Raw genomic sequence first — 14,495 nt, forward strand, 5'->3', positions numbered from 1 at the left:
CGCCCCCGCCGACCCCCGCACAGGCACCCGCCCCGCGCGTCGTCAGCGACGTCGCCGGCCGGGTCCGGCTGCACGCCCCGTGGCTCACCGGCTCGCCGTCCCGCGCGGTGCTGGTCGAGGACGCCCTGGACGAGCTCCCCGGGGTGCTCGCGGCGCAGGCCCACCCGGTCACCGGCCACGTGCTGGTCTGGCTGGACGCCGACGCCGACCGCGCCGACGTGCTCGCCGCCGTCTCGGCCGTCGCGGACCGGCCCGCGGACGCCGTCGTCGCCCGCCGCCCGCGCTCGGCCGACGTGGCCAACGGCGAGCTGCTGCGCATCGGCGTGGGCGGTGCCGCGCTGCTGCTGCTCGGCGTCCGCCGCTACGGGCTGGGCCGCCCGCCCGTGCTGTCCGGGCAGAGCCGGTTCGCCGCCAGCGTGGTCACCCTCTTCACCGGCTACCCGTTCCTCAAGGGCGCCGTCGGCGCGCTCACCGGCAAGCGCACCGCGGGCACCGACGCGCTGGTCACCGCCGCCACCGTGGCCAGCCTGCTGCTGCGCGAGAACGTCGTGGCACTCACCGTGCTGTGGCTGCTCAACATCGGGGAGTGGCTGCAGGACCTCACCCTGCGGCGCACCCGCAACGCGATCTCCGCCCTGCTGGCCGGCACCGAGTCCACCGCGTGGGTCCTGGTGGGCGACAGCACGTCCGCCGTGGAGCAGCAGGTCGACCTGGCCCGGCTCCGCGTCGGGGACCTGGTCGTCGTCCACGAGCAGGCCACCATCGCCGTGGACGGCGAGGTCGTCGAGGGCGACGGCGTCGTCGACCAGGCCGCCATCACCGGCGAGCCGCTGCCGGTCGCGGTCACCGCCGGGTCCACCGTGCACGCCGGGTCGGTGAACCTGCGCGGCCGGATCGTCGTGCGCGCCTCGGCCACCGGCTCGGACACCGCGATCGGCCGGATCATCGCCCGGGTCGAACAGGCCACCGACGACCGCGCCCCGATCCAGACCGTGGGCGACGAGTTCTCCCGCCGGTTCGTGCCGGCGTCCTTCGCGCTGGCCGCCCTCACCTGGCTGGTCACGCGCGACGTCCGTCGGGCGATGACCATGCTGCTGGTGGCCTGCCCCTGCGCGGTCGGGCTCTCCACCCCGACCGCGGTGAGCGCCGCCATCGGCAACGGCGCCTCCCGCGGCGTGCTGATCAAGGGCGGCGCGCACCTGGAGGCGGCCGGCCGGATCGACGCCGTGGTGTTCGACAAGACCGGGACGCTGACCGTGGGACGCCCCGTCGTCACCAACGTGGTGTCCTTCTCCCCCGACTGGGAGCCCGAGCAGGTCCTGGGCTACGCGGCCAGCTCGGAGATCCACTCCCGGCACCCGCTGGCCCAGGCGGTCATCCGCTCCACCGAGGAGCGGCACGTCTTCATCCCCCCACACGAGGAGTGCGAGGTCCTGCTGGGCCTGGGGATGCGCACCCAGGCCGACGGCCGCGTGCTGCTGCTGGGCAGCGAGGCGCTGATGGCCGCCGAGGGCGTGGCGGTCGGCGAGGAGGCGCTGGGCTGGCTGGCCACCCTGCGCGGACGGACCGAGACCCCGCTGCTGCTGGCCGTCGACGGCGAGCTCGTCGGGCTGGTGAGCCTGCTCGACGAGGTCCGCGAGGAGGCCGCCGAGGTGCTGGCGACACTGCGGGCCACCGGCGTGCGCCGGATCGTCATGCTGACCGGGGACCACGCGGCCAGCGCGGCCGCCGTGGCCGAGCGCCTGGGCATCACCGAGTGGCGCGCGGAGGTCCTGCCCGAGGACAAGCAGGACGTGGTCACCGCGCTGCAGGCCGAGGGGTACACGGTCGCGGTGGTCGGCGACGGCACCAACGACGCCCCCGCCCTGGCCGCGGCCGACATCGGCATCGCGATGGGCGTCTCGGGCACCGACGTCGCCGTCGAGACCGCCGACGTCGCCCTGGTCGGGGACGACCTGCGGCACCTGCTGGACCTGCGCGACCTGGGCGGCGCGACCCTGGGGATCGTGCGGCAGAACTACGGGCTGTCCATCGCGGTCAACGGCGTCGGGCTGGTTGTCGCCGGGGCCGGGGCGCTGTCCCCGGTGCTGGCCGCGGTGCTGCACAACGCCAGCTCGGTGGCCGTGGCGGTCAACTCCGCCCGCCTCGTCCGCCACCGCGACACCCCCCGCTGACCCCCGAGGCAAAGGAAGCTCCACACCCCCCGGTGAGCCCGATGGGGGGTGTGGAGCTTCCTTCGCCTGCACCTGGGTACGCGGGTCAGCGGCCCTTCGAGGGGTAGGGCAGCAGGGCCATCTCGCGGGCGTTCTTGATCGCCCGGGCGACGTCGCGGTGCGCCTTGGGGTCCAGGCCGGTGACCCGGCGGGCACGGATCTTGCCGCGATCGGAGACGAAGGTGCGCAGGAACTGCACGTCCTTCCAGTCGACCGGACCGTCCAACCGCCGGCGCTTCCTCGGCCGCGGCGGGCGCGGGGCCGGGGTCACCAGCTGCTCGTGGTGATGCCGGGGAGCTGGCCGTCGTGGGCCATCTCCCGGAACCGGATGCGGGACAGCCCGAACGCCCGCAGGTGCCCGCGCGGGCGGCCGTCGACGGCGTCCCGGTTGCGCACCCGGGTGGCGCTGGCGTCGCGGGGCATCCGCTGCAGGGCGGCCTGGGCGGCGGCGCGTTCGACGTCGGTGCCGGTGCAGACCGCCTGCTTCAGCGCGGCGCGGCGCTCGGCGTACCGGGCGACGACGAGCCGGCGCCGGTCGTTCGCGGCGACCTTCGAGGTCTTGGCCATGTCAGCGGTCCTCCTTGAACTCGACGTGCCGGCGCACGACCGGGTCGTACTTGCGCAGCACCAGCCGGTCGGGGTCGTTGCGGCGGTTCTTGCGGGTCACGTACGTGTAGCCCGTCCCGGCGGTTGACTTGAGCTTGATCACCGGCCGGACGTCGGTGGCCCGGGCCATCAGACCCGCCCGCCGGTGAGCGAGCGCTCGCGCTTCACCCGGGCCCAGACGGACTCGATGCCCTGGACGTCGATGGTCTTGATGCCTCGGGTGGACACGGTGAGCCGGACGAACCGGTTCTCGCTGGGCACCCAGAAGCGCTTGCGTTGCAGGTTGGGGTCGAAGCGGCGGTTGGTCCGCCGGTGGGAGTGGCTCACGGCCTTGCCGAAGGTGGGACGGCGGCCGGTCACCTCGCAGAAGGTGGTCATGGCGGACCACCCTAGATGACAATGGTTCCCGTCTTCATCTAGGGTCTGGGCATGCCCACTCCCCTCGTCCTCGTCACCGGCGTGCACCGCGCGCTGAGCGCCCGGGCCGCGGCCGACCTGCTCACCCCGGGCTCCGTGCTCGTGCACCACGACGTCGGCCGGCTCGACCAGGGCGTCGTCGTCCGCACCGTGCAGGCCGCCGGCGCCCCCGCCGAGACCACCGCCCTCGAACTCGCCCACGGCTGCCTGTCCTGCACGCTGCGCCTGGACGTCCTCCCGCTGCTGCACACCCTGGGCACCCGCCCCGACGTCGCCCGCGTCGTCCTCCAGCTCGACCCGGCCCTGGAGCCCGAGCACCTGTGCTGGTCCCTCGGCCACCTGCCACTCGACGACGGCGGCACCGCCGCCGACGCGGTCACCGTCGAAGCCGTCGTCGCGGTGCTGGAGCAGGCGACCTGGCTAGAGGACGTCACCGGTGAGGACACGATGGCCGACCGCGGGCTGGCCGCCACCGCCGACGACGAGCGGACCCTGGCCCAGGTCGCCCTCGGCCAGGTCGGGATGGCCGACGTCGTCCTGCTGGCCGGGCCGCCGGTCGACGACTGGACCGCCGTCCGGCTGCACGCGGTGCTGGAGCGCTGGGTGCCGGCCGCCCGGCTCGGGTCGATCGAGCACTGGACCCCCGAGCGGGTCCTCGCCGGCCTGGACGGCTCCGCCCGACGCGGCCGACCGCACTCCCCGCACGCCCCGCTGCTGGCCGGGCAGCCCCGCCTGGACGCCGACGCCGGGGTGCAGCTGGTCCGCTTCACCGCCGCGCGCCCGTTCCACCCCGAACGCCTGCACGAGGCCTTCGACGTGCTGCTGGACGGCGTCGTGGGCAGCCGTGGCCGGCTGTGGCTGGCCACCCAGGGCGATCGTGCCGTGTGGCTGGAGTCCGCCGGCGGCGGCCTGCAGGTCGGGGACGCCGGCCCGTGGCTGGCCACCCTGGGCGACGACGCCGAGCTGTGGGCCCAGGTGGACCCGGAGCGGCGGGCCGCGGCCGCGCTGCGCTGGGACCCGGTGCACGGCGACCGGGACGCCGCCCTCGTCGTGCTGGTGCACCGGCAGTCCCCCGACGTCGTCACCGACGCGCTGCGGGACGCCCTGCTCACCGACGCCGAGTTCGCCGCCGGCCCGGAGCTGTGGGCCACCTTCCCCGACCCGTTCGGCGACTGGCACGCCGACCCCTGCGAGGACAGCACCCCCGCCCCCGACCCCCGCAGCAGCACCCACCCCGAGGAGAACCGATGAGAGACGGCATCCACCCCACCTACCGGACGGTGGCCTTCCGCGACACCGCCACCGGCACGGTCTTCCGCACCCGCTCGACGATCGCCGGCGGGCAGACCGGCGGGGAGACCATCGAGCTGGACGGCGAGACCCTGCCCGTGGTCACCGTGGACACCAGCAGCGCCTCGCACCCGTTCTGGACCGGCAGCGCCCGGGTCCTGGACACCGCCGGCCGGGTGGAGAAGTTCCACGCGAAGTACGGACGGCGCGGCTGATGGCGGTCCCCAAGCGCCGGACGTCGAGGTCGAACACCCGACACCGCCGCGCCCGGTGGAAGGCCACCCCGCCGCAGCTGGTGCCCGTGGTGGTCGACGGCGTCCGCCACCTGGTCCCGCGTCGCCTGGTCCGGGCCGCCCAGCGGGGCCTCCTGACCCTGGACTGACCCTGGACTGACCCTGGGCTGCCCGGCCCGACGACCCCCTGCCGAGGCTGGAGCCGGGCGGGGCGGAGGTGGCAGGGTGTCGCCATGAGCACCCCGGCCGGCATCGACACCTCCGTCCCGCCCAGCGGCCCCGGCTGCGTCGAGTGCGAGGCCACCTCGTCCTGGTGGTTCCACCTGCGCCGCTGCGCGCAGTGCGGGCACGTCGGCTGCTGCGACGACTCGTTGAACAGGCACGCCACCGCGCACGCCGAGCAGACCGGGCACCCGGTCATCCAGAGCTTCGAGCCGGGCGAGGACTGGTTCTACGACTTCGGCACCGGTGGCGGGTTCGTCGGCCCGGAGCTGGCCGCGCCCACCAGCCACCCGGAGGAGCAGTCCGTCCCCGGCCCGGCCGACCGGGTGCCCGCCGACTGGGTCCGCCGCCTCGGCGGCTGACCCACCCGGGCGCCGGCTACTCCGGCAGCCGCTCCGCCAACCGCCGCAGGTCGGCCTCGGTGGCCGGCTCCAGCGGCAGGTGCGGCAGCACGCCGAGCACCTCCTCGCGCGCCAGTCCCTCCTCCACGAGGGCGTCCAGCACCCGGTCGACGTGGGTGGGCGGCACCGGCGTGGGCAGCCCCTCCAGCGCGACGGTGGCCAGGAAGACCGCGCCGGCCAGGTCCTCGGTGCGGGGCGCCGGGGCGGGCGGGCGCGGCGCGGCCTCCCGGGTCAGTGCCTCGGCGGCGCGCACCAGCGACAGCGGCACCCCCTCGGCCTCCACGAGCGCCAGGGAGGTGTCGCCGATCGCGGCGAGCACCAGGTGCTCGGCGTCGATGCGCAGCGGGGCCTCCCACTCCCCCGCCCGGACCACCGCGGCGGCATCGGCCGGGTCCTCGCCCACCTCGTCGGCCAGCTCGGCCCAGGCGGCGGGCCGGGTCCGCCGCAACCGCTCGCCGGCGCGCACGCAGGTCTCCAGCACGAAGGGTTCCAGGACGGCGACGTCGAACCGGTCGGCGTGGAGCACGCCCTCGGCGTCGACCATGTTCAGCGCGTCCCGGAAGCTGCCCGGCCGGGCGTCGCCCAGGTCGAGCCGGCCGCCCTCCTCGTCGGCGAGGGGCTGGCCGTTCTCGGCCCGCACCCCGACGGTGGTCCCGCTGGCCACGAGCCGCCCGCGCCGGCGCAGGTGGTGCGGCCGGTCGCTGGTGCCCACCGCCCAGGCGCAGGCCTCGGCGATCAGCTCGGCCCCGCGCTCACGGAGGACCTCGCGGGTCAGCAGCGCCATCTCGTCGATCTCGAACACGCCCCCACTGTCCTCCCGGGGGCGCGCCCGCGCACTCAGCCCAGCAGCGTCCGGCGCAGCTCGGCGGCGTCGGTGCGGACCTGGGTGAGCATCGGGCGCAGGTCGACCTCGCTGACCCGGCCACCGGTCAGCCGCTCGATCCGCTCGACCTGGTGGCCGTCGCGGGTCAGCCGACCGGTGATCTCCAGGGCGCCGCGCAGCAGGCCCCCGGGGGCGGAGGCCAGGTCGTCGACCTGGGACACCGGGTCGACCAGCGCACCGGGGAAGGCCCAGCTGCGCATGGCCAGTGCGGTCAGCCCGAGCGCGTCGGTGCCGTAGCGCTGGGTCTCGGCGACCCGGCGGGCGGCCGGGGTGGGCCCGGCCTCCCGGACGGCGTCGTACCCGGCCCGGTCGTGGTGGTGCAGCAGGGCGACGCCGAGCTGGGCCAGCAGCCCGACGCACACCGCGTCCTGCGGCCGACTGCCCAGCCGCGGGGCCAGGGCGGAGGCGGCCAGCGCCAGGTGCGTGCTGACGGTCCAGTAGTCCTCGGGCAGCTGCGACTCGTCGCGGGTGTCGGTCAGGGCGACGGTGGCCATCGAGCGGACGACGGAGAACCCGACGACGGCGATCGCGAACTGCAGCGACCCCACGCGCCCGCGCATCCCGTAGTAGGCGGAGTTCGCCAGCTTGAGCACCCGACCGGACAGCGCCGGGTCGGCGGCGAGCAGGCGGGCCACGTCGCGCGCCCCGGCGTCGGACCCCTCGGTGAGGGCGACGATCTGGGCGGCGATGGGGCGCTGGGCGGCCATCGTCTCGATGCTGGCCAGCACGTCGTCCAGCGGGGATCCGCCGACGGTGACCGGCTGTCCAGTGCCGTCCCCGTCCCCGTCCCCGTCCCCGTGCGCGTGCTCGCCGGGCGGGAGGTCCTCGACCTCCGGCTCGTGCCCGAGCAGCAGCTCCCTCACGACGTCACCCCGTCCACGACGAACTCCTCGGTCTCTGGTGCGCGCCGGGCCACGGGGACCACGGTCGGGCTGATGGCGGTCGGGCTGATGACGGTCGGGCTGATGACGGTCGGGCTGGCGGCGGCCGCGCGGGCGGCCTGGGCGGCGAACCACGCGGTGGTGTCGGCGGCGTCCATCGGGGTGGCGATGCCGAAGCCCTGCAGGTGGGTGGCGCCCAGGGCGCCGAGCGCACGGGCCTGCTCCTCGGTCTCCACGCCCTCGGCGGTGGACTCCAGCCCGAGGCTGGCGGCCAGCGCGACGACGGCGGAGGTGATCTGGGGCCGCCCGTCGGCCAGCTCGGCGACGAAGGAGCGGTCGACCTTGAGGCAGTCCACCGGCAGGTGCCGGAGGGTGGCCAGCGAGGACCAGCCGGTGCCGAAGTCGTCGATGGCGATCCGCACGCCCAGGGCGCGCAGCTCGCCGAGCACCCGGGCGGCCCGCTCGGGGTGGCGGACCAGCGCGGACTCGGTGATCTCCACGCACAGCCGGTCGGCACCCACGCCGTGCCGCTGCAGCGCCGAGGCCACCTGCGCCGGGAGGTGCTCGTCCAGCTGCAGGGCCGAGACGTTGACGTTGACCACCCGGGGGGCGGCCGGGCCGAGCTCGGCGTCCCAGCGGGCGACCTGCGCGCAGGACCCCTCCAGGACCACGGTGCCCAGCGCGTCGACCAGGCCGCTCTCCTCGGCCAGGGCCACGAAGACCTGCGGGCCGATGGGGCCCCGGGTCGGGTGCGTCCACCGGGCCAGCGCCTCGACCCCCACCGGACGGCGGGAGACGGTCTCCACCACGGGCTGGAAGGCCAGCCGCAGGCCGCCGTCCTCGATGGCGGACCGCAGGTCGGCGACCAGGCGCAGCTTGTCCCGCGCCTGCGCCCGGGAGTCCTGGTCCAGCACGCTGACCCGGCCCTTGCCGTCGGCCTTGGCCTGGTACATGGCGATGTCGCAGTCGCGGACCAGCTCGTCGGCGGTCACGTGCTCGTCGGTCTGCACGGTGACCCCCACGCTGACCCGCACGCTGACGCTCACCCCGCCCAGCTGGACGGGGCGGGCCAGCTCGGCGCCGATCCGCCCGGCCAGGGCCACGGCGTCGTCCTCGGAGACCCGCTCGCAGACGACCACGAACTCGTCGCCGCCGAACCGGACCACCAGGTCCGAGGGGCGGACGACGGAGCGCAGCCGGGTGGCGACCTGGACCAGCAGCTGGTCGCCGGCGGCGTGCCCGAGGGAGTCGTTGACCACCTTGAAGTCGTCGACGTCGAGGAACAGGCAGGCCAGCCCGCGGCCGCCGGGGACGAAGCGGTCCGCGACGTAGTCGGCCAGCCGGGTGCGGTTGGGCAGGCCGGTCAGCGGGTCGTGGTGGGCCAGGTGGGCCAGCTGCGCCTCGAACTCCAGCCGTTCGGTGACGTCCTCGATGGTGCCGACGAAGCCCCCGGCGCCGCCGGGGGCCTCCAGCGGGGCGAAGCGGGCGACGGTGCTGCGGACCGCACCGTCGGCGCGGACCATCCGCACCCGGACCTCCACGGCGCCACCGGTGAGCACCTCGGCGGCCCGGTCGACGAGCTCCTCGACGTCGTCGGGGTGCACGTCGGCCAGCCAGCCGGTGCCCAGCAGCTGCTCGGCCTGACGGCCGGTGAGCCGGCAGAACGCGTCGTTGACGTGCGCGAGGCGCATGCCGTGGTCGGAGAGCAGGGTCGGCACCGGGGACCGCTCGGTCAGCGTGCTGAAGCGGCGTTCGTGCGCGGCGGCGGTGTCGGCCAGGACCCGTTCGGCGTCGGTGGCCCCGGCCTGGAACCGGAGGGCCCAGACGCCGGGGTCGGTGGAGGGCGTGGCGAGCACGACGGCCTCGACGAGCGCACCGGTGACGGTGCGCACCGGGAGCGGCAGGCAGGAGGCGCGCTCGGCGCGCAGCAGCCCGGCGGGCAGGTCGGGCAGGAAGGCGGAGAGCGGGCGTCCGGGGACGTCGCTGAGGGCGTAGCCCAGCAGGCGCTCGACCCCCGCGCTGCCCCAGGTCACGACCGGGACGCCGGGTCCCGAGGCGTCGACCACCAGCACCGCGGCGCCGTCGGTGACGGCGACCGAGTGGAAGACCGCGGTCACCACGGGCGTGGGGACGGCGGCCCCGGCGGGACGCAGCGCGGACGGGGACACGCCGTCTTCTCGGCCTGCCCGGGGCCCGGCTGGAGCCCAGCCGGGCCGGCTCACCCGTGCGGGTGGGACGGCCGGCGTCCTACGGTGGCCGCATGCGCACCCCCGCGGGCCGGCCCTGATGGACCTCCAGCTGCGCGGGAGGCGCGCCCTGGTCACCGGCGCGAGCCGGGGCATCGGCCGCGCGGTCGCCGAGCGGCTGGCCGAGGAGGGCGCCGACGTGGCCCTCCTCGCCCGGGACGCCGACGCGCTGGCCGCGGTCGCCGCGGAGTTGTCGCGGTACGGCACCCGGGTGGTCGTGGTCGCCGCCGACACCACCGACGACGCCGCGGTCCGGGCCGCCGTCGCCGAGGTGGTGGCCCAGCTGGGCGGGGTCGACGTGCTGGTCAACGCGGCCGCCCGGCCGGCCAGCTCGGGACCGGTCCCCACGCTGGCCGACCTGACCGACGACGCGCTGCGGGCCGAGGTCGAGACCAAGGTGCTGGGCTACCTGCGCTGCGCCCGCGCCGTCGCCCCGCACATGACCGCGCAGGGCTGGGGCCGGATCGTCAACGTCAGCGGGCTCAACGCCCGGCGGACCGGCTCGCTGGTCGGCACGGTGCGCAACGTGGCCGTCGCCGCGATGACGGCGAACCTGGCCGAGGAGCTGGGCCCGCACGGGGTCAACGTCACCGTCGTGCACCCCGGGACCACCGTCACCGAGCGCACCCCGGGCGTCGTCGCGGCCCGCGCTGCCGCGGCCGGCACCAGCGAGACCGAGGCCGAGGCGGCGATGGCCGCCGACGTCCGCATCGGCCGGCTGGTCACCGCCGCCGAGGTCGCCGACGTCGTCACGTTCCTGTGCTCCCCGCGCAGCGTCGCCGTCACCGGGGACGCCGTCGCCGCCGGCGGCGGGCAGCGCGGGGTCGTCCACTACTGAGCGCTCAGCTGCGCAGCGCGTCCTCCAGCGCGGAGACGTCGATCCGCACCATCGGCATCAGCGCGGCGAACCCGGCCGCTGCCTGGGCCGGCGTGGCGGTCCGCAGCGCGGCGGCCCAGGACCGCGGCACCACCTGCCAGGACACCCCGAAGCGGTCCTTCAGCCAGCCGCACTGCACCGGCGTGCCGCCCCCGGCGAGCAGCCCGTCCCAGACCCGGTCCAGCTCGGCCTGGTCGGCGACGAGGACCTGCAGGGAGACGGCGTCGTTGAACGCGTCGTGCGGGCCGCCGTTGAGCGCGGTGTACCGGCTGCCTGCGACGGTGAACTCCACGGTCAGCACGCTGCCCTCCTCCCCGGGGGCGCCGGCGGGGTACCGGGTCACCTCGAGCACCTCGCTGTCGGGGAACAGCCCGGTGTAGAGGGCGACGGCCGCCTCGGCGTCGTCGGTGAACCACAGGCACGGCACGATCTCGGTCACGGGGTCTCCTGGGGGTCGGTGGGTCTGTCGGGGAGGACCGGCGCGGGCCCCGGGACTCACCGGCGGGCGGAGGTTACCGGCCAGTAGGAAGTGTGGGATCGTCGTCCCGACGCCCGCGCGGCACGGTCGCCGTGCGGGGAGAGAGATGAGGGTCGTCCATGCAGTTGCACCTGTCGCCCGAGGACCAGGCGTTCCGGGACGAGATGCGCACGTTCTTCACCACCCAGGTCCCGCAGTCCATCCGCGACGACGTCGCCGCGCACCGGGACGTGTCCAAGGAGGCCTACGTCGAGGCCCAGCGGGTGCTCAACGCCGCCGGTCTCGCCGTGCCGCACTGGCCCGCCGAGTGGGGCGGCCGGGACTGGACCCCGCTGCAGCGCCACATCTGGCGCGAGGAGATGCAGCTGGCCGCCGTCCCCGAGCCGCTGGCGTTCAACGCCTCGATGATCGGCCCGGTCATCGCGGCGTTCGGCAACCAGGAGCAGAAGGAGCGCTTCCTGCCGAAGACGGCGAACCTGGACATCTGGTGGTGCCAGGGCTTCTCCGAGCCCGACGCCGGCTCCGACCTCGCCAGCCTGCGCACCACCGCCGTCCGCGACGGCGACGACTGGGTCGTCAACGGCCAGAAGACCTGGACCACGCTGGGGCAGTACGCCGACTGGATCTTCTGCCTGGTCCGCACCGACCCGGGAGCGGAGAAGAAGCAGCGCGGCATCTCGATGCTGGTCTTCCCGATGGACACCCCCGGGGTCACCCTGCGCCCGATCGAGCTGCTGGACGGCGGCTTCGAGGTCAACGAGGTCTTCTTCGAAGACGTCCGGGTGCCCGCCGAGAACCTGATCGGCGAGGAGAACCGCGGCTGGGACTACGCCAAGTTCCTGCTGGGCAACGAGCGGGTCGGCATCGCCCGGGTCGGGGCCACCAAGCGCATGCTCGTCGACGCCAAGGCGCACGCCGCGGCGATCAGCCTGGGCGACCACACGCTGCTCGAGGACCCCTCCATGGCCCGGCGCATCGCCGAGCTGGAGAACGAGCTGCTGGCCCTGGAGCTCACCGCGCTCCGCGTGGTCGCCAACTCCACCGACGGCAAGCCGCACCCGGCGTCCTCGGTGCTCAAGCTGCGCGGCTCGGAGCTGCAGCAGGCCGCCACCGAGCTCATCGTGGACATCGCCGGACCGCTGTCGCTGGCCTCCTTCGCCGACGACGCCGACACCGACGTCCCCGAGTGGGCCCGCGTCGCCACCCCGGAGTACCTGAACTACCGCAAGGTCTCCATCTACGGCGGCTCGAACGAAGTACAGCGCACCATCATCGCCGGCTCGATCCTGGGGTTGTGACCTGACGTGGACTTCACCTTCGACACCGAACAGAACGCCCTCCGCGAGGCCGTCGCCGGCCTGCTGATGCGCGCCTACGGCGGCGACCAGCGCCGCACCGTCACCCGGGAGGACCCCGGCTTCGACGAGAAGACCTGGGCCCAGCTGGCCGAGATGGGCGTCCTCGGGCTGCCCTTCGCCGAGGCCGACGGCGGCATGGGCGCCGGCCAGGTCGAGGTGGCCCTGGTGGCCACCGAGATCGGCCGCGTGCTCGCGCCGGAGCCCTTCGTCGAGTCCGTCGTGCTCGCCGGTGGCCTGGTCGCCGCCGTCGGGACCGCGGAGCAGCGCGCCGCCCTGCTCGGTCCGCTCGCCGAGGGCGCCAGCGTGCTGGCCTTCGCCCACGCCGAGCCGGCCTCGCGCTGGACCGCCACCGCGGCCGGCGTCACCGCCTCTGCCGCCGGTGACGGCTGGACCCTCTCCGGGGTCAAGGAGCCGGTCCAGCACGGCGCCCGGGCCGACGTCCTCGTCGTGTCCGCCGCCGTCGACGGCGGCACCCGGCTCTTCGTCGTCCAGGGCGACGCCGAGGGGCTCACCCGCTCCGGCTACCGCACCCACGACGGCGGCCGCGCCGCCCGGGTCGCCTTCGACGGCACCCCCGCCCAGCTCCTCGGGGACGGCGACGCCGACCGCACCGCCGACGTCGAGCAGGCCCTGGCCCGCGCGACCGTGGCCTACGCCCACGAGGCGGTCGGGGCCATGGAGACGGCGCTGACCACCACCGCGGAGTACCTCAAGACCCGCAAGCAGTTCGGGGTCTCGCTGAACAAGTTCCAGGCGCTCACCTTCCGCGCCTCGGACATGTACGTGTCCCTGGAGCTGGTCCGCAGCACCGCGCTGTGGGCCACGATGGTCATCGACGCCGCCGACTCGACGCCCGCGCAGGTCGTCGACGCCGCCGACCGCGCCCGGCTGCAGACCAGCCGCGCCGGCAGGCACATCGGCAAGGAGGCCATCCAGCTGCACGGGGGCATCGGGGTGACCGCCGAGTACAAGGTCGGCCACTACACCTCCCGGCTCACCGCCATCGACCACCTGGTCGGCGACGGCGACTGGGCGGCCGCCCGGCTGGCCACCCGGGTCTCCGACCACGACACGGTCGAGGCCCTGCGCTGAGCTGACCGGCCCGTACGACGACAGGCGGGGGCCTGTCGTCGTACGGGCACTCAGGCGGTCTTGATCGCCGAGACGTCGAACTCGATCTGGATCCGGTCGCTGACCAGCACGCCGCCGGTCTCCAGGGCCGCGTTCCAGACCAGGCCCCACTCGCTGCGCTTGAGCGCCAGCGCGCCCTCGAAGCCGACCCGGACGTTGCCGAAGGGGTCCTGCGCCGACCCGGTGAGGGTGAACTCGATGTCGACCTCGCGGGTGGTGCCCTTGACGGTCAGGTCACCGGTCACGTCGTAGACGTCGTCCTCGACCCGCTCGACGCCGGTGGAGACGAAGGTGATCTCGGGGAACTGCTCGACGTCCAGGAAGTCCGCCGAACGCAGGTGGGCGTCCCGGTCGGGCTGCTGGGTGTCCAGGCTGCCCGCGTCGATGCGCAGGGTCACCGAGCTGGACCCGGGGTCCCGGGTGTCCAGGTGCGCGGTGCCCTCGAAGTCGCCGAACGTGCCGCGCACGGTGGTGACCATGGCGTGGCGGGCCCGGAAGCCGATCCGGGTGTGCGCGACGTCGACGGTGTAGTCCCCGGACACGTCGTCCAGCGCGGACGTCGCGTCGTCGAAGTCGGTGACGGCGGACTCGCGCGCGCGGTGCTTGGCCACGGTGGACCGTCCTCCCAGAAGGTGTGCAACCACGCCATTGTGGCTGGTGGAGGACGGTCCCGCGCGTCCGGGTGCCGGTCATCCCCCGGCGAAGAGCTCCACGGCCGCCGCGCTGAACGCCGGGACGTCGTCGGGGTCGCGGCTGGTGACGAGGTTGCCGTCGCGGCACACCTCCTCGTCGACGACGGTCGCGCCGCCCCGCCGGAGGTCCCCGCGGATGCTCGGGTAGGACGTCAGCGTGCGCCCGGAGAGGGTCTCGGCCTCCAGCAGCGTCCACGGGGCGTGGCAGATCGCGGCGACGGGCTTGCCGGCGTCCATGAACGCCTTCACGAAGGCCAGCGCGTCGGGGTCCTGGCGCAGGGTGTCGGGGTTGACCGCACCACCGGGCAGCAGCAGACCGTCGTAGTCGTCGGCGGAGACCTCGCCCACCAGGGCGTGCACCGGGAAGGTCTCACCCGGGTGGATGTCGCCGTCCACGGACTGGACGGTGCCGTCGGTGACGCCGTCGGGGACCGACAGCAGGTGGGTGGTGGCCCCGGCGGCGTCCACGGCAGCGCGGGGCTCCACCAGCTCGATGCGCTCGACGCCCTTGGCGGCGAGCACGGCGATCGTCTTGCCAGTCAGTTCAGCCATGCCCCGGGGCATGCC

The 14,495-nt window shown here is 75.2% G+C and carries 18 protein-coding genes; 8 read left to right on the plus strand and 10 right to left on the minus strand.

Features of this window, described 5'->3' with window-relative positions; genetic code table 11:
- Window positions 1-2,174: heavy metal translocating P-type ATPase (locus AC0IVP_RS16500; protein WP_471757913.1), on the plus strand; the 2,174-nt coding region annotated here is incomplete at its 5' end.
- Window positions 2,175-2,259: 85 nt separating this feature from the next.
- Here AC0IVP_RS16500 and rpsR read toward each other — a convergent pair.
- The 4 genes from rpsR to rpmB are packed head-to-tail and all read right to left on the minus strand — an operon-like array spanning window position 2,260 to window position 3,197.
- Window positions 2,260-2,484 carry a 30S ribosomal protein S18 gene (gene rpsR / locus AC0IVP_RS16505; RefSeq protein WP_056290980.1) on the minus strand — a complete coding sequence of 75 codons (225 nt, stop codon included), beginning with the start codon at window positions 2,482-2,484 and terminating at the stop codon, window positions 2,260-2,262.
- On the minus strand, window positions 2,481-2,780 hold the full coding sequence (gene rpsN / locus AC0IVP_RS16510) for a 30S ribosomal protein S14 (RefSeq protein WP_471757915.1): 300 nt from the start codon (window positions 2,778-2,780) through the stop codon (window positions 2,481-2,483). The genes rpsR and rpsN overlap by 4 nt, the downstream gene beginning before the upstream one ends.
- Before the next feature lies 1 nt (window position 2,781).
- Window positions 2,782-2,949 (minus strand): 50S ribosomal protein L33, encoded by a 168-nt coding sequence (gene rpmG, locus AC0IVP_RS16515; protein WP_056290985.1) that lies wholly within the window; start codon window positions 2,947-2,949, stop codon window positions 2,782-2,784.
- Window positions 2,949-3,197 carry a 50S ribosomal protein L28 gene (gene rpmB / locus AC0IVP_RS16520; RefSeq protein WP_056290987.1) on the minus strand — a complete coding sequence of 83 codons (249 nt, stop codon included), beginning with the start codon at window positions 3,195-3,197 and terminating at the stop codon, window positions 2,949-2,951. Before rpmB ends, rpmG begins: the two co-directional genes overlap by 1 nt.
- A 51-nt stretch (window positions 3,198-3,248) precedes the next feature.
- Here rpmB and mrf point away from each other — a divergent pair, with 51 nt between their 5' ends.
- The 4 genes from mrf (at window position 3,249) to AC0IVP_RS16540 (ending at window position 5,343) form a co-directional block, all read left to right on the plus strand.
- Window positions 3,249-4,487 carry a ribosome hibernation factor-recruiting GTPase MRF gene (mrf, locus tag AC0IVP_RS16525; RefSeq protein WP_471757917.1) on the plus strand — a complete coding sequence of 413 codons (1,239 nt, stop codon included), beginning with the start codon at window positions 3,249-3,251 and terminating at the stop codon, window positions 4,485-4,487.
- Window positions 4,484-4,741 carry a type B 50S ribosomal protein L31 gene (locus AC0IVP_RS16530; protein ID WP_471757919.1) on the plus strand — a complete coding sequence of 86 codons (258 nt, stop codon included), beginning with the start codon at window positions 4,484-4,486 and terminating at the stop codon, window positions 4,739-4,741. Before mrf ends, AC0IVP_RS16530 begins: the two co-directional genes overlap by 4 nt.
- Window positions 4,741-4,908, plus strand: coding sequence for a 50S ribosomal protein L32 (gene rpmF / locus AC0IVP_RS16535; protein WP_056290992.1), 168 nt, complete (start codon window positions 4,741-4,743; stop codon window positions 4,906-4,908). The genes AC0IVP_RS16530 and rpmF overlap by 1 nt, the downstream gene beginning before the upstream one ends.
- Before the next feature lie 84 nt (window positions 4,909-4,992).
- The gene (locus AC0IVP_RS16540; protein ID WP_056290994.1) at window positions 4,993-5,343 is read left to right on the plus strand and encodes a UBP-type zinc finger domain-containing protein; all 351 of its coding nucleotides are present in this window, start codon (window positions 4,993-4,995) and stop codon (window positions 5,341-5,343) included.
- Between the two features lie 16 nt (window positions 5,344-5,359).
- On the opposite strand, the gene AC0IVP_RS16545 is transcribed toward AC0IVP_RS16540, so the two are convergent.
- Genes AC0IVP_RS16545 through AC0IVP_RS16555 form a run of 3 tightly spaced genes read right to left on the minus strand, consistent with a single transcriptional unit; the run spans window position 5,360 to window position 9,314 of the window.
- Window positions 5,360-6,184 carry a hypothetical protein gene (locus tag AC0IVP_RS16545; protein ID WP_056290996.1) on the minus strand — a complete coding sequence of 275 codons (825 nt, stop codon included), beginning with the start codon at window positions 6,182-6,184 and terminating at the stop codon, window positions 5,360-5,362.
- Between the two features lie 35 nt (window positions 6,185-6,219).
- Entirely contained in the window at window positions 6,220-7,128 is a 909-nt protein-coding gene (locus tag AC0IVP_RS16550) for an HDOD domain-containing protein (RefSeq protein WP_471757921.1), read from the minus strand.
- The gene (locus tag AC0IVP_RS16555) at window positions 7,125-9,314 is read right to left on the minus strand and encodes a putative bifunctional diguanylate cyclase/phosphodiesterase (RefSeq protein ID WP_471757923.1); all 2,190 of its coding nucleotides are present in this window, start codon (window positions 9,312-9,314) and stop codon (window positions 7,125-7,127) included. The genes AC0IVP_RS16550 and AC0IVP_RS16555 overlap by 4 nt, the downstream gene beginning before the upstream one ends.
- Before the next feature lie 118 nt (window positions 9,315-9,432).
- On the opposite strand from AC0IVP_RS16555, the gene AC0IVP_RS16560 reads away from it, so the two are divergent.
- Window positions 9,433-10,230 carry an SDR family NAD(P)-dependent oxidoreductase gene (locus AC0IVP_RS16560; protein WP_471757925.1) on the plus strand — a complete coding sequence of 266 codons (798 nt, stop codon included), beginning with the start codon at window positions 9,433-9,435 and terminating at the stop codon, window positions 10,228-10,230.
- Window positions 10,231-10,234: 4 nt separating this feature from the next.
- Here AC0IVP_RS16560 and AC0IVP_RS16565 read toward each other — a convergent pair whose 3' ends face one another.
- On the minus strand, window positions 10,235-10,708 hold the full coding sequence (locus tag AC0IVP_RS16565; RefSeq protein WP_471757927.1) for a VOC family protein: 474 nt from the start codon (window positions 10,706-10,708) through the stop codon (window positions 10,235-10,237).
- Between the two features lie 158 nt (window positions 10,709-10,866).
- On the opposite strand from AC0IVP_RS16565, the gene AC0IVP_RS16570 reads away from it, so the two are divergent.
- The gene (locus AC0IVP_RS16570; RefSeq protein WP_056291002.1) at window positions 10,867-12,045 is read left to right on the plus strand and encodes an acyl-CoA dehydrogenase family protein; all 1,179 of its coding nucleotides are present in this window, start codon (window positions 10,867-10,869) and stop codon (window positions 12,043-12,045) included.
- A gap of 6 nt (window positions 12,046-12,051) precedes the next feature.
- On the plus strand, window positions 12,052-13,197 hold the full coding sequence (locus AC0IVP_RS16575; protein WP_471757929.1) for an acyl-CoA dehydrogenase family protein: 1,146 nt from the start codon (window positions 12,052-12,054) through the stop codon (window positions 13,195-13,197).
- Between the two features lie 50 nt (window positions 13,198-13,247).
- Here the strand turns inward: AC0IVP_RS16575 and AC0IVP_RS16580 are convergent, their stop codons facing one another.
- Window positions 13,248-13,847, minus strand: coding sequence for a YceI family protein (locus AC0IVP_RS16580; protein WP_056291006.1), 600 nt, complete (start codon window positions 13,845-13,847; stop codon window positions 13,248-13,250).
- A gap of 78 nt (window positions 13,848-13,925) precedes the next feature.
- Window positions 13,926-14,480 (minus strand): type 1 glutamine amidotransferase domain-containing protein, encoded by a 555-nt coding sequence (locus tag AC0IVP_RS16585; protein WP_200938736.1) that lies wholly within the window; start codon window positions 14,478-14,480, stop codon window positions 13,926-13,928.
- Window positions 14,481-14,495 lie beyond the last annotated feature (15 nt).

This window comes from Klenkia sp. AC732, from assembly GCF_979256525.1.

Excerpts from the sequence above, each read along its gene's own strand:
- rpmB (WP_056290987.1), bottom strand. The coding sequence starts at position 3,197 with ATGACCACCTTCTGCGAGGTGACCGGCCGCCGTCCCACCTTCGGCAAG.
- AC0IVP_RS16585 (WP_200938736.1), bottom strand. The coding sequence starts at position 14,480 with ATGGCTGAACTGACTGGCAAGACGATCGCCGTGCTCGCCGCCAAGGGC.
- AC0IVP_RS16560 (WP_471757925.1), top strand. The coding sequence starts at position 9,433 with ATGGACCTCCAGCTGCGCGGGAGGCGCGCCCTGGTCACCGGCGCGAGC.
- rpmG (WP_056290985.1), bottom strand. The coding sequence starts at position 2,949 with ATGGCCCGGGCCACCGACGTCCGGCCGGTGATCAAGCTCAAGTCAACC.
- AC0IVP_RS16570 (WP_056291002.1), top strand. The coding sequence starts at position 10,867 with ATGCAGTTGCACCTGTCGCCCGAGGACCAGGCGTTCCGGGACGAGATG.
- AC0IVP_RS16530 (WP_471757919.1), top strand. The coding sequence starts at position 4,484 with ATGAGAGACGGCATCCACCCCACCTACCGGACGGTGGCCTTCCGCGAC.
- AC0IVP_RS16540 (WP_056290994.1), top strand. The coding sequence starts at position 4,993 with ATGAGCACCCCGGCCGGCATCGACACCTCCGTCCCGCCCAGCGGCCCC.
- rpmF (WP_056290992.1), top strand. The coding sequence starts at position 4,741 with ATGGCGGTCCCCAAGCGCCGGACGTCGAGGTCGAACACCCGACACCGC.
- rpsN (WP_471757915.1), bottom strand. The coding sequence starts at position 2,780 with ATGGCCAAGACCTCGAAGGTCGCCGCGAACGACCGGCGCCGGCTCGTC.
- mrf (WP_471757917.1), top strand. The coding sequence starts at position 3,249 with ATGCCCACTCCCCTCGTCCTCGTCACCGGCGTGCACCGCGCGCTGAGC.